Origin of the sequence: Pantoea sp. sgz302252, from assembly GCF_042610525.1 — a bacterium.
Classification (GTDB): domain Bacteria; phylum Pseudomonadota; class Gammaproteobacteria; order Enterobacterales; family Enterobacteriaceae; genus Erwinia.
Window position 1 is genome coordinate 180,860 of record NZ_JBHDVM010000005.1, and the last position, 13,880, is coordinate 194,739.

Below are 13,880 nucleotides of genomic sequence, written 5' to 3' on the forward strand. Positions count from 1 at the left end.
CGTAATTAAGAGTTGGTACAAAACCGGGGGGAAAGTGCGGTCTTCAAATGGCTTCTTCACGCATACCAAGCCCTCATATTATACCATTATTCTCCCGCTCTGCGTGGAAAACATCGTTACGCCACTTTAAAAAAGCGTCCTTTGCCGCCAGCAATCAGCTGGAAGAGGCTGCCGGGCCCACAGATCCAGCAGCTGCAAGTAGTCGGCACGCGGGATCTCCTCGGCGCCAAGCGAGGCGGTATGGGCGTTCAGCACCTGGCAATCGATCAGCCTGCCGCCCTGCTGGGCGAAATAGTCACTGAATACCAGCAAAGCCGTTTTTGACGCGTTTTCGCGGCGGCTAAACATCGATTCCCCGCAAAAGATTTGCCCTAACGCCAGCCCGTACATACCGCCAACCAGCTCGTTCTGGTGCCAGACTTCTACAGACTGTGCGTCACCGGCATCGAACAACTTTTGCCAGGCATTTTTTACCGCAGGCGTAATCCAGGTACCTTCCTCGCGATCGCCGGCGCAGCCTTCCACTACTTCCCTAAAACTCTGATTTAAAGTAACGCGATAGGGTGAGTGGCGATGAAAACGCTTCATACTGCGGCTGAGATGAAACTTTTCCGGCCAGAGTACCGCTCGCGGATCCGGTGACCACCATAAAATAGGATCGCCGGGAGAAAACCAGGGAAAAATGCCGCGGTGATAGGCGTTCAGCAGACGCGGCACGCTTAGATCGCCGCCCATCGCCAGCAGCCCGTTTGGCTCCCGCAGTGCCATCTCCGGCGGCGGGAAATTGAGTGACTCTCTTGAGAGCTGGATCAAACGCATAGTAACTGTCTCTGTAACACGAGAGGCTACGACTATAACGCAATCCGCTGCATGAAGGCGCTGTAGCGGCTGTTTTTTGAGATTAGTTCGACATGGCTTCCCTGCTCAATCACTGCGCCATTCTCCATCAGGCATATTTTATCAAAATGTTGTAACCCTTGCGGACGGTGGGTAACGACTACCATAGCCTTGCCGCGCGCCGCCTCGCGCAGCAGCGCCAGGATTTGCTGCTCGGTCTGCGCGTCCAGTCCTTCCGTTGGCTCATCCAGCAGCAGCAGCTCGCCGTCGTGCAGCAGGGCGCGAGCCAGACCCAGCCGCCGCAGTTCACCGCCGGAAAGCTGGCGGCCGCCTTCGCCCAGCCAGGCGTCAAGTTTATCTTCGCTGCTGAGCAGACGTGCCAGACCCACTTTCTGGAGCATATCGACCAGTTCCTGATCGCGGCGATGCGGCGCGGCAATCAACAGGTTGTCGCGCAAAGTGGCGTTAAAGAGATGGACGCGCTGCGTGACCATACTGGTAGCGCGGCGCAAAGAAGCTTCATCCCACATTTGAAGTGGATGGTTATTAAAGTTAATCTCGCCGTCTGTCGGATCCCAGGCGCGCGTCAGCAGCTGAAGCAGCGTAGATTTGCCACAGCCGCTGCTGCCAAGGATGGCAACATGCTCACCTTGCGCAACATCCAGAGAAAGCTTTTGCAAAGCCGGGCAAGAGCCGTCGTAACTAAAGCTGACATTCTTCAGGCTTATCCGAATACCCGTTTGCTGATTGCAAGAGGCAGCAGGGAACACTACGGCTGGCTTTTGCATAATGATATCGTTGACGCGACGGGCGGAAGTAATGACTTCACCAAGATGTAGAAACGCGCCGCTAACTGGCGCCAGCGCTTCAAACGCGGCTAAAGCACAGAACAAAAAAAGGGCAAGGACGGCATCATGATGGAAAAAGAGAGCGCCAAACCAGAGCATCAACACTGCTGTGGTGCCGGTAATCATCGTCAGCAGCGCCTGAGACAGCCCAGCAAGCCCGGCGCGGGCATGCTGAGCGCTTAGCCATTGTGATTCCGTTTCATCAAGCTGTTGGCGAAAACGCGCAGCCGCACCATAGATCCTCAGTTCCGCCTGCCCCTGAAGCCATGCTGTCAGCTGGCTACGGTATAGCGCACGTAGCCGGGTCAGCGCCTCGCCTTTTTTCTTGCCCAGCCGATAAAACAGCGGCGGAAGCAGCAGCAGCGTCAGCAGCATAACGGCACTCAGCATCAGAGCCAGCGGCCAGTTCAGCCAGCCCAGCGTCAGGGTCACAAACGCAATAGCGATTAACGCCCCGCAAAGAGGAGAAAGCAGACGCAGATAAAGGTGATCCAGCGTGTCCACATCTGCTACCAGACGGTTAAGCAGATCGCCCTGGCGAAAACGGGTCAGCGCGCCAGGCGAGAGCGGGAAAAGTTTGCTGAAAGTATAAACACGCAGATGTTCAAGAATGCGAAAGGTGCCATCGTGGCTGACCAGCCTTTCTGCATAACGGGCTACGGTACGAACAATAGCCGCGCCTCTGACGCCAGCCGCAGGCAGCATATAATTAAAATTGTAGAGGCCAGCGGCACCTGCCAGCGAGCAGGCTGCCAGAAACCAGCCGGAAAGCGTTAACAGAGCCATGCTGGCCAGCAGCGCCGTCAGCGCCAGCAGAACGCCCAGCGTTAAACGGCCAGCGTGCAGGCGAAACAGCGCAAGCAAGGGACGAAACAGCTTCATAATAGCGCCTCCTCCTGACGGGCAAGCAGGGTTTTAAAAGGCCCTTCTTGCTGTAACAGCTGCGCTTTTGTCCCTTGCTGAACGATTTTTCCTTCCTGCATCAGCCAGACTTCATCCCACTTGTCCAGTTGGTCAAGCCGGTGAGTAATTAACAGCGTGGATTGCCTGAACGAGGCGGCAAGCAGCGCCCGGTTGACGTGTTGTTCGCTTGGGCCATCCAAACTGGCGTCCGGTTCATCCAGCAGCAGCAGGTGACAAGGTTTATACAACGCCCTGGCTACGGCGATACGCTGCGCCTGGCCTGGCGACAAATTGGCGGCCTGTTCGCTGATCACGCTGTCCATACCTTTAGGCAACCGTGGCAGAAACTTATCTACGCCGGCCAGCGCACAAACCTGTTCCAGCCTTAACGGATCGCTTGCTCCGTTTTGAGCAATATTTTCACATAGCGTTGCGGCAGGGAGATGGGGATTTTGCCCTACCCAGGCAAGCTGTTGCTGCCACCAGTCAGGCGAAATTTCACGTAGCTCCGTGTCGTTTATCTTCAGCGAGCCCTGGTAGGGTAAATACCCTGAGAGCACATTCAGCAGCGAGGTTTTACCCGCGCCGCTCTGGCCAACCAGCGCCACTCTTTTTCCCGCTTCGAGCGTAAAACTCATCGGGCCTGCAAGCGGTGTGCCTTGTTGGGTAATAACCACTAAATCGGTGGCGGTGAGGGTAAAGCCTGCGCTGAAATCGGGCTTCAGATTGCCGGGCTGCGCGAAAATATTGTCCGCCATCAGAAACTTTTCCAGCGAGTCGGCAGCGCCGATGGCCTGGGCTTTGGCATGATAAAAGGTGCCCAGCTCCCGAAGCGGCTGAAAGAATTCCGGCGCAAGGATAAGCGAAAGAAAACCGGCGAAAAGCGTTACGCCCGTGCCGTAATGGCCGAAATCAAGCTCGCCCAGATAGGAGAAACCGAAATAGACCGCGACGACTGCAATAGAGACTGAGGCGAAAAACTCCAGAACGGCGGAAGAGAGAAAAGCCAGCCGCAGCACTTCCATAGTGCGTTGGCGAAAGCTGGCGGAAGCAGCCTGAATACGCCCGGTTTCCGCTTCGGCCTGATAAAACAGGCGCAGCGTTTCCATGCCTTTCAGACGATCGAGAAAGTAGCCGCTAAGCCGCGCCAGCGCCTGAAAGTTACGCCGACTGGCTTCTGCCGCGCCCATTCCAGCCAGCGCCATAAACAGCGGGATTAACGGCGCTGTTGCCAATAATATCAACGCCGCCGCCCAATTTACCGGGAACAAAAAAATAAGAATTAAACAGGGGATCAGCACCGCCAGCAGCATTTGCGGCAGATAGCGGGAGTAGTACTCCTGCATATCTTCAATTTGTTCCAGTAAAAGCGTTGTCCAGGTTCCGGCAGGCCGCCCGCCAATAACTGCCGGGCCCGCTTCGCTGAGTTTGTTCAGAACAGTTTCGCGCAGTTTTTTTCTGATGGCGCAGCCCGAGGCAAAGCCGGCTTTTTCTCGCAGCCAGATTATCAACGCGCGTAATGTGAAACAGGCAAAGAGTGAAATAAATTGAGGAAGCAACGCGTTGCGCGGAAGGTTATCGACAATCAGCGCCTGCAGCAGCGCAGCCAGCAGCCAGGCCTGGCAAAGAATAAGCAGCGCAGCGAAAATGCCCAGCAGCAGCGAAAGCTTAAACCAGCCGCTGTCGTACAGGCGCTGTTTTTTTAGCCAGAGAAGTAATTGTTGCTGCCGAAGTTTTTCCATGCTGTATCAGGGTGCCGTGCGGGCGTCGTAAAACGCAATGCCATATCATCATCAGGGGTAATCGCGGGCAATGGTACAGTGCGGATAAAAAAAAGGCGACCTGAAGAGGCCGCCCTGAGTAAACTCACATCAGACTTGTAACTATTACTGAGATTCTTTAACTAAACCATCCAGATAACGTTCCGCATCCAGCGCCGCCATACAGCCGGTACCGGCGGAAGTGATCGCCTGGCGGTAGATATGATCCATAACGTCGCCGGCGGCAAAAACGCCCGGGATGCTGGTTTGGGTTGCATTACCATGCAGACCAGACTGCACCTTGATATAGCCGTTTTCCAGCTCAAGCTGATCTTTGAAAATCGCCGTATTAGGGCTGTGGCCGATAGCAACAAAAAGTCCGGCGACATCCAGCACCTGCTGTGACTCATCCAGCGTCGAGCGCAGGCGCAGCGAGCTTACACCCATCTGATCGCCCATTACTTCATCGAGGGTCTGATTGGTGTGCAGCACGATATTGCCGTTGCGTACTTTTTCCATCAGGCGGTCGATCAGAATTTTCTCCGCACGGAAGCTGTCGCGACGGTGGATCAGATGCACTTCTGACGCGATGTTAGCCAGATAAAGCGCTTCTTCAACTGCCGTATTGCCACCGCCGATCACGGCGACTTTCTGGTTACGATAGAAAAAGCCGTCGCAGGTCGCACAAGCGGAAACGCCGCGTCCTTTAAATGCTTCCTCAGAAGGCAGGCCAAGGTAACGAGCGGAAGCGCCGGTGGCGATAATCAGCGCATCAGCCGTGTATTCGCCGCTGTCGCCGGTCAGGCGGAAAGGGCGGTTTTGCAAATCTACGCTATGGATATGGTCGAAAATAATCTCGGTATTAAATTTTTCCGCATGCTCCTGCATACGTTCCATCAGACCCGGGCCGGTCAGGTCATGCGGATCGCCAGGCCAGTTTTCGACTTCCGTGGTGGTGGTCAGCTGGCCACCTTTTTCCAGGCCGGTAATCAATACCGGATTTAAATTAGCGCGCGCTGCGTAAACGGCCGCTGTATATCCAGCCGGGCCGGAACCTAAAATAAGTAATTTACTGTGTCTGGCCGTGCTCATGAGACCCTCATTATTTAGCTGGCAACGATTTTTCGATTGTAGGGAATTTACGGCAGCAAAAAAAGCATTCTGCGATTTTGTTAACGATAGTTGTAAAAGGTTTAACCAATTTACCTCTGGCGGCCTGTTTTGGCCGCTGCGCTAAAACAGGGCGCGCGCTGCGGCAAAATGGTGCACAGAGGAAATTTTTCCATTATAAAACAGTCAGACAGCGTAACATCTGGCACGTTGTACTGATTTTAGTTGTTTTACTTTGACAATCGGCTGCGCTTTTGCGAAAACAGTGTGGGAAGCAGAGGGCATTCGGGCTGACAGGGCTTATTTTCCCTGTTTTGACGTATCCAGCTCAATAAACTCAGTCTGTCATTGGTCATGACGCATGGTGTGGACAGACAGCATGCGTCATACGGATGGGCGCGATAAAACCGCAGCAGGCTCCAGACTTCACTTAGAACAGCTCTGCGAGAATGATTTCGTTCAGGGCGTGGCAGGTAAAGGGAAGGCATTAAGAGAGACAATAATAATGGTAGACAATAAAAAACGACCTGGAAAAGATCTCGACAGGATCGATCGTAATATCCTTAACGAGCTGCAAAAGGATGGGCGCATCTCCAACGTCGAACTTTCCAAACGCGTAGGCTTATCACCTACACCGTGTCTTGAGCGCGTTCGTCGCCTGGAGCGGCAGGGATTTATCCTTGGCTATACCGCCCAGCTAAACCCGCACTATCTGGATGCTTCGCTACTGGTCTTCGTTGAGATTACTCTGAATCGTGGCGCGCCCGATGTGTTTGAGCAATTTAACGCCGCCGTGCAAAAACTTGAGGAAACTCAAGAGTGTCACCTTGTTTCCGGCGATTTTGACTACCTGTTGAAAACGCGCGTGCCGGATATGTCCGCCTACCGTAAGCTGCTGGGTGAAACCCTGCTGCGCCTGCCTGGCGTCAACGATACGCGGACCTATGTGGTCATGGAAGAAGTAAAACAAAGTAACCGTTTAGTCATTAAGACTCGGTAACACAGGGCAGGTGCAAAACCTGGTAGTTTTCGGTACACTCCTGTGAATTCATACAGTTTCAGCGTCGGGTCTGCCCGACGCTGTCGCCTCCATAGTTTACAGGCACCTGGAGAGTACTCTTGAGCCAGGAATATACAGAAGATAAAGACGTTTCCTTACAGCCGCTGAGCAGCGGTCGTCGACTGCTCGAAGCTTTGCTGATTGTTGTTGCTCTTTTTGCCATCTATTTGCTGGTGGCGCTGTTGAGCTTTAACCCTTCCGATCCCAGCTGGTCGCAAACCGCCTGGCATGAACCTATCCATAACCTGGGCGGCGGCGTCGGCGCGTGGCTGGCGGATACGCTGTTTTTCGTATTCGGCGTGATGGCTTATGCTATTCCTCCGGTTATCCTTGGTTTGTGCTGGATAACTTTCCGTCAACGCCATTCGCAGGATTACATCGACTATTTCGCCGTTGCGCTACGGCTGATCGGCGTACTGGCGTTGGTGGTCACTTCCTGCGGCCTGGCAGCACTTAACGCGGACGATATCTGGTATTTCGCCTCGGGCGGCGTGATCGGCAGCCTGCTGAGCAACGCCATGGCGCCGTGGTTTAACGCTGCGGGCGGCACCTTAACGCTGCTGTTTGTTTGGGCAGCGGGCCTGACGCTCTATACCGGCTGGTCCTGGCTCACTATCGCAGAGAAAATCGGTGCCGTAGTGATGGGCGCGCTAACTTTTGCCAGCGGGCGCTCGCGCAGCGATGAACACTGGTATGAAGACGACGAGCAAGAGCAGGAGACTAAGCCTGTTTCACAGCAGCGTGCCCATTATGATGAAGATGACGATATCCTGCTTGCCGCGCCGGAAAAATTTTATGCCGAAGAGGATGACAGCGATCCGCTGTTAAGCAAACCTGCGGCTGCTCCGGCTGCTCCGGCTGCTCCGGCTGCTCCGGCTGCTCCGGCTGCTCCGGCTGCTCCGGCTGCTCCGGCTGCTCCGGCTGCTCCGGCTGCTCCGGCTGCTCCGGCTGACATAGCGGCGGCGCCGGTTCGCGCAGAAACTGAACTTACGCAGCCTGCTGCAGAGGCGCCAGAGCTTTACCGTTTCGAAATGCCTGGAGAAACGCCAGCGCCATCGGTGCCGGTAGCTGAAGAAGATAATGTTCCCCGCATGGGTAACTGGCGGGAAGCCGAGGCTTCGCCTTTCGATTTCGCCACCGCTCAGCCGGAGCAGGTAGCGCAGCACGCGGCGAGCGCGGCACAGGCGGCTGCAACCTCGGCCGCCTTTATGCCGGGCTTTAGCGCTACCAGCGAGGCGGCCGCCGCTAATCCACAGGTAAAACAGGGTATTGGCCCAGCGCTACCGCGTCCGAATCCTGTGAAGCTGCCTACCCGACGTGAACTGGCTTCTTACGGCATTAAATTGCCTTCGCAGCGAATAGCTGAGGAAAAGGCTAAAGAAGAAGAACAGCGTCTGCAGACGTCGGCACCTGCAACAGCGGAAGAAGCGAACCAGGATGAAACTCACCTTCGCGAGGCTTTTGCCGCTCAGCAGCAGGCGCGCTATGGCACCGCTGAAGACATCAAGGCAGAAAACCTCTCTGAAGACGAAGAAGAAGCCCGTCATCAGGCTGAACTTGCCCGTCAGTTCGCCGGTCAGCAAAGTCAGCGCTATGGCCAGCAGCAGGAAGCGCCAGCACATATGCTGGATACCGCCGGGGCGTTTAATTTTTCGCCGACGGAAGAGCCGCTCGGCGAAAGCCCGGGCGAACCTTTGTTTTCGTTACCGCCTGAAACTGAACAGAACAAATCAATAGCCCAGCAGTGGCAGCAGCACAGCCAGCCTCAGGAACCTGTAAAGCAGGCTGCGCCGTCATGGCAGCCAGCTCCTCAGCCGGAATCAGCACAGCCAGCCGCGCCAGCATGGCAGCCAACGGCTCAGCCGGAACCAGCACAGCCAGCCGCGCCAGCATGGCAGCCAATGGCTCAGCCGGAACCAGCACAGCCAGCCGCGCCAGCATGGCAGCCAGCGGCTCAGCAGGAGTCAGCACAGCCAGCCGCGCCAGCATGGCAGCCAGCGGCTCAGCTGGAACCAGCACAGCCAGCCGCGCCAGCATGGCAGCCAGCGGCTCAGCCGGAACCAGCACAGCCAGCCGCGCCAGCATGGCAGCCAGCTCCTCAGCCGGAGCCAGCACAGTCAGTTGCGCCAGCATGGCAGCCCGCGGCTCAGCAGGAACCAGCTCAGCCAGCTGCACCCTCTTGGCAACCAGCGGCTCAGCCGGAGCCAGCACAGCCAGCCGCGCCAGCATGGCAACCAGCGCCTCAGCCGGAACCAGCACAGCCGGAAGTTAAAGCGGAAGACAGCCTTTTCCACCCATTCCTGGTACGTCACGAGCAGCCGTTAGAAAAACCGACTACGCCGTTGCCTACCCTGGATCTACTGACGGCACCGCCAGCGGAAGCCGAGCCTGTCGATATGTTTGCGCTTGAGCAAACAGCGCGGCTGGTAGAAGCTCGCCTGGCAGATTATCGGGTAAAAGCGGAAGTCGTTGATATCTTTCCCGGGCCGGTCATCACCCGTTATGAACTGGATCTGGCACCTGGCGTTAAGGCAGCGCGAATCTCCAATCTGTCGCGCGACCTGGCACGTTCGCTTTCCGCTGTGGCCGTTCGCGTGGTGGAGGTTATTCCTGGTAAACCTTACGTTGGCCTGGAACTGCCAAATAAGCATCGCCAGACCGTTTATATGCGTGAAGTACTGGAGTGCGATAAGTTCCGCGACAATCCTTCACCGTTGTCGGTGGTATTAGGTAAGGATATCGCAGGCGATCCAGTAGTTGCCGATCTGGCGAAAATGCCGCATCTGCTGGTCGCGGGTACCACAGGTTCCGGTAAATCTGTTGGCGTCAACGCCATGATTATCAGCATGCTCTATAAGGCCAAGCCGGAAGACGTGCGTTTTATCATGATCGACCCGAAAATGCTGGAGCTATCGGTTTATGAAGGCATTCCGCATCTGTTGACCGAAGTCGTTACCGATATGAAAGATGCTGCCAACGCCCTGCGCTGGAGCGTTGGGGAGATGGAGCGTCGCTACAAGCTGATGTCGGCGCTGGGCGTGCGTAACCTGGCTGGCTATAACGAAAAGGTTAAGCTGGCGGAAGAGATGGGGCGTCCTATCCCCGATCCGTTCTGGAAGCCTGGCGACAGCATGGAAACCTCGCCGCCGATGCTGGAAAAACTGCCCTATATCGTGGTGCTGGTAGATGAATTTGCCGATCTGATGATGGCGGTTGGCAAAAAGGTAGAGGAGCTGATTGCCCGTCTGGCGCAAAAAGCGCGCGCCGCAGGTATTCACCTGGTGCTGGCGACGCAGCGCCCGTCAGTGGATGTAATCACTGGCCTGATTAAGGCGAACATACCAACCCGTATCGCCTTTACGGTATCCAGCAAGATCGACTCGCGCACCATTCTGGATCAGGGCGGCGCGGAATCGCTACTGGGTATGGGTGACATGCTGTACATGCCGCCGAACTCCTCCATGCCGATGCGCGTACACGGCGCGTTTGTCAGGGATGAAGAAGTCCATGCGGTAGTACAGGACTGGAAAGCGCGCGGGCGTCCGCAGTACATAGATAACATCACGGCTGGCGAGGAGAGCGAGGGTGCTGCTCTGGGGCTGGAGGGCGATGAAGAGCTGGATCCGCTGTTCGATCAGGCGGTCGCTTTTGTGGTGGAAAAGCGCCGCGCCTCTATTTCAGGCGTACAGCGTCAGTTCCGCATCGGTTACAACCGTGCGGCGCGCATTATCGAACAGATGGAAGCGCAAAGCATAGTTTCAACGCCGGGACACAATGGCAACCGCGAGGTGCTTTCGCCACCGCCGCACGAGATGTAATCTTTTGTCAAAAACAGCGGGCCGGTTTACTGGCCCGTTGAATTTTAGCCTTTTATCCCCCATCTTTACGCCATTGCAATCAGCTTATTCCCCTGTTGCTTTCGCCACTGTCCGGCTACAGTTAAGCCTGCCCGCTTACCGGGAAACAAAAGTTTCAATAAGGATGCCGTAAATGAAAAAAATGACCCTTACATGCTGTCTGCTTGCTGCTTTTACCTCCGCTGGCGCGATGGCGGACGCCTCTTCCGATCTGCAGCAGCGTCTGGATAAAGTCACCAGCTTCCATGCCAGCTTTCAGCAAAAAGTGACAGATGGCAGCGGCCAGTCCGTGCAGGATGGCGAAGGGGAGCTGTGGGTTAAGCGTCCCGACCTGTTCAACTGGCATATGACCGCCCCGGATGAAAGCATCCTGATTTCCGATGGCAAAACGCTGTGGTTTTATAACCCCTTTGTCGAGCAGGTTAGCGCAACCTGGCTAAAAGACGCCACCAGCAACACGCCGTTTATGCTGATCGCCCGTAACCAGCGCAGCGACTGGAAGCAGTACAATATCAAGCAGCAGGGCGACAATTTCCAGCTGACACCGAAATCTGCCGACGGCAACCTGAAGCAGTTTACTATTAACGTTTCTGCCAACGGCACGATCAACCAGTTCAGCGCGGTCGAGCAGGATGGTCAGCGCAGCAGCTATACGTTAAAAAGCCAGCAGAATGGCTCAGTTAGTCCCGATAAGTTCCGGTTTACGCCGCCTAAAGGCGTGACGCTGGACGATCAACGTCAGTGAGGTCAGCGTGAGCACACTCTCTCTGGATTTCTCCAGCAATGAATTTCAGCCGCTGGCCGCGCGTATGCGGCCACGTACACTGGCGGAGTATATTGGCCAGCAGCATTTGCTGGCGTCGGGCAAGCCGTTGCCGCGAGCCATTGAGGCAGGCCATCTGCACTCAATGATCCTGTGGGGGCCGCCTGGCACGGGTAAAACTACGCTGGCGGAAATCATTGGCCGTTACGGCCATGCGGATGTAGAGCGCATCTCGGCCGTTACCTCGGGCGTGAAAGAGATCCGTGAGGCCATTGAGCGGGCACGGCAAAACCGCAATGCGGGGCGTCGCACTATTCTGTTTGTGGATGAAGTCCATCGTTTCAACAAAAGCCAACAGGATGCTTTTTTACCGCATATAGAAGACGGCACTATCACCTTTATCGGCGCTACTACGGAAAACCCTTCGTTCGAGCTTAATTCCGCACTGCTTTCGCGCGCGCGCGTCTATCTGCTTAAATCGCTGACCAGCGAAGATATAGAAACCGTGCTGGATCAGGCGATGAAAGACGACGAGCGAGGCTACGGCAAACAAAATATCGTACTGCCTGATGAAACGCGCCGGATGATAGCGGAACTGGTCAATGGGGATGCCCGCCGTTCATTAAACACACTGGAGATGATGGCGGATATGGCCGAAGTCAACGATAAGGGCGAACGTTTACTTACGCCCCAGTTGCTGACAGAGGTTTCAGGCGAGCGTAGCGCGAGGTTCGACAACAAGGGCGATCGTTTTTACGATCTGATATCCGCGCTGCATAAATCGGTACGTGGGTCCGCTCCCGATGCTGCGCTCTACTGGTATGCCCGTATTATTACGGCTGGCGGCGATCCGCTGTATGTTGCTCGCCGTTTGCTGGCTATTGCTTCCGAAGATGTCGGTAATGCCGATCCGCGAGGCATGCAGGTCGCTATCGCCGCCTGGGACTGCTTTACGCGGGTAGGGCCTGCCGAAGGCGAAAGGGCTATCGCTCAGGCAATCGTCTATCTGGCCTGTGCGCCAAAAAGCAACGCCGTTTATACCGCTTTCAAAGCGGCAATGCGGGATGCCCGTGAGCGCCCGGATTACGATGTGCCGGAGCACCTGCGCAACGCGCCGACAAAGCTGATGAAAGAAATGGGGCTGGGCGCAGAATATCGCTATGCGCACGACGAGCCGGGCGCTTATGCCGCCGGAGAAAACTATTTTCCGGGCGAAATGGCGCAGACGCGCTATTACCAGCCAACCTCACGCGGGCTGGAAGGGAAGATTGGCGAAAAGCTGGCCTGGCTTGCCGAACAGGATCAAAATAGCCCGACAAAACGCTATCGCTGACAGTGGCGTTGCGGTAAGGTTAGCAAGGAATTCAACGCATTCGCCTGGCGAGTGCGCCCTCTTTTTTTACTAATCACAGGACAAGCATGCTCGATCCCAATCTGCTGCGTAATGAGCCAGACGCAGTCGCTGAAAAACTGGCACGCCGGGGCTATAAGCTGGATGTTGACACGCTGCGTTCGCAGGAAGAGCGCCGCAAGGTTCTGCAGGTCGAAACCGAAACGCTGCAGGCTGAACGCAACTCCCGATCCAAATCTATCGGGCAGGCCAAAGCGCGTGGGGAAGATATCGAGCCGTTACGTCAGGAAGTGAACGCGCTGGGCGAACGCCTGGACGCGGCCAAAGCGGAACTGGATACGTTACAGAACGAAATTCGCGATATCGCTTTAGCTATCCCCAATATTCCCGTTGATGAAGTGCCGCTGGGTAAAGACGACAGCGAAAACCAGGAAGTCAGCCGCTGGGGCGAGCCGCGCAAATTCGATTTTGCCGTGCGCGACCATGTCGAGCTGGGCGAAATGGCTGCCGGACTGGATTTTGCCGTTGCCGCTAAGCTGACCGGTTCGCGTTTTGTGGTGATGAAAGGGCAGATCGCCCTGATGCATCGTGCGCTCAGCCAGTTTATGCTCGATCTGCATACCGAGCAGCATGGCTATCAGGAAACCAACGTTCCTTACCTGGTCAATCACGCCACGCTTTACGGCACAGGCCAGTTGCCAAAATTCGGCGAAGATCTTTTTCATACTCGTCCGCTGGATGAAGAGGCCTCAGCCAGCGACTACGCGCTAATTCCAACAGCGGAAGTGCCGCTGACTAACCTGGTGCGGGATGAGATCCTGGAAGAAGAGTCGCTGCCGCTGAAGCTGACTGCGCATACGCCTTGCTTCCGCTCAGAGGCGGGTGCCTACGGCCGCGATACGCGTGGGCTAATCCGCATGCATCAGTTTGATAAAGTTGAAATGGTGCAGATTACCCGTCCGGAAGATTCCATGCAGGCGCTGGAAGAACTGGTTGGCCATGCGGAGAAAGTACTGCAGCTGCTGGAACTGCCTTATCGTAAGGTGCTGCTGTGTACGGGCGATATGGGCTTCGGTTCGTGTAAGACCTACGATCTGGAAGTCTGGCTGCCGGCGCAGGATACCTACCGTGAAATTTCCTCCTGCTCCAATATGGGCGATTTCCAGGCCCGTCGCATGCAGGCTCGCTGCCGTACCAAAACCGAGAAAAAGCCGCGCCTGGTGCATACGCTGAATGGCTCTGGTCTGGCGGTAGGCCGCACGCTGGTTGCCGTGCTGGAAAACTATCAGCAGGCGGATGGCCGCATTAAGGTACCGGAAGCGCTGCGTCCTTACATGAAAGGTCTGGAATTTATCGGCTAACTTTCAGTGCAGCAATAAAAAACCTGTGGG

Annotated in this window: 9 protein-coding genes; 5 read left to right on the forward strand and 4 right to left on the reverse strand. The window is 55.8% G+C overall.

What is annotated here, in order from left to right; genetic code table 11:
- Positions 1–126 precede the first annotated feature (126 nt).
- The 4 genes from aat to trxB all read right to left on the reverse strand — a co-directional run bounded on the left by aat (position 127) and on the right by trxB (position 5,440).
- Positions 127–819, reverse strand: coding sequence for a leucyl/phenylalanyl-tRNA--protein transferase (gene aat, locus ACETPC_RS11265; RefSeq protein ID WP_380181392.1), 693 nt, complete (start codon positions 817–819; stop codon positions 127–129).
- Positions 820–851: 32 nt separating this feature from the next.
- Entirely contained in the window at positions 852–2,567 is a 1,716-nt protein-coding gene (cydC, locus tag ACETPC_RS11270; RefSeq protein WP_380181394.1) for a cysteine/glutathione ABC transporter ATP-binding protein/permease CydC, read from the reverse strand.
- Positions 2,564–4,330 carry a cysteine/glutathione ABC transporter permease/ATP-binding protein CydD gene (cydD, locus tag ACETPC_RS11275; RefSeq protein WP_380181395.1) on the reverse strand — a complete coding sequence of 589 codons (1,767 nt, stop codon included), beginning with the start codon at positions 4,328–4,330 and terminating at the stop codon, positions 2,564–2,566. Before cydD ends, cydC begins: the two co-directional genes overlap by 4 nt.
- 144 nt (positions 4,331–4,474) lie before the next feature.
- Entirely contained in the window at positions 4,475–5,440 is a 966-nt protein-coding gene (gene trxB / locus ACETPC_RS11280) for a thioredoxin-disulfide reductase (RefSeq protein WP_380181397.1), read from the reverse strand.
- Between the two features lie 523 nt (positions 5,441–5,963).
- Here trxB and lrp point away from each other — a divergent pair.
- The 5 genes from lrp to serS all read left to right on the forward strand — a co-directional run bounded on the left by lrp (position 5,964) and on the right by serS (position 13,850).
- Complete coding sequence (lrp, locus tag ACETPC_RS11285; RefSeq protein WP_006118610.1) at positions 5,964–6,458, forward strand: leucine-responsive transcriptional regulator Lrp; 495 nt, start codon at positions 5,964–5,966, stop codon at positions 6,456–6,458.
- A 119-nt stretch (positions 6,459–6,577) separates the two neighbouring features.
- The gene (locus ACETPC_RS11290) at positions 6,578–10,336 is read left to right on the forward strand and encodes a DNA translocase FtsK 4TM domain-containing protein (RefSeq protein ID WP_380181399.1); all 3,759 of its coding nucleotides are present in this window, start codon (positions 6,578–6,580) and stop codon (positions 10,334–10,336) included.
- Between the two features lie 172 nt (positions 10,337–10,508).
- On the forward strand, positions 10,509–11,120 hold the full coding sequence (gene lolA / locus ACETPC_RS11295) for an outer membrane lipoprotein chaperone LolA (RefSeq protein WP_380181401.1): 612 nt from the start codon (positions 10,509–10,511) through the stop codon (positions 11,118–11,120).
- A 7-nt stretch (positions 11,121–11,127) separates the two neighbouring features.
- Positions 11,128–12,471, forward strand: a complete 1,344-nt coding sequence (locus ACETPC_RS11300; protein ID WP_380181403.1) for a replication-associated recombination protein A — start codon at positions 11,128–11,130, stop codon at positions 12,469–12,471.
- An 86-nt stretch (positions 12,472–12,557) separates the two neighbouring features.
- Entirely contained in the window at positions 12,558–13,850 is a 1,293-nt protein-coding gene (gene serS / locus ACETPC_RS11305; RefSeq protein ID WP_380181405.1) for a serine--tRNA ligase, read from the forward strand.
- The last annotated feature ends 30 nt before the right edge of the window (positions 13,851–13,880 follow it).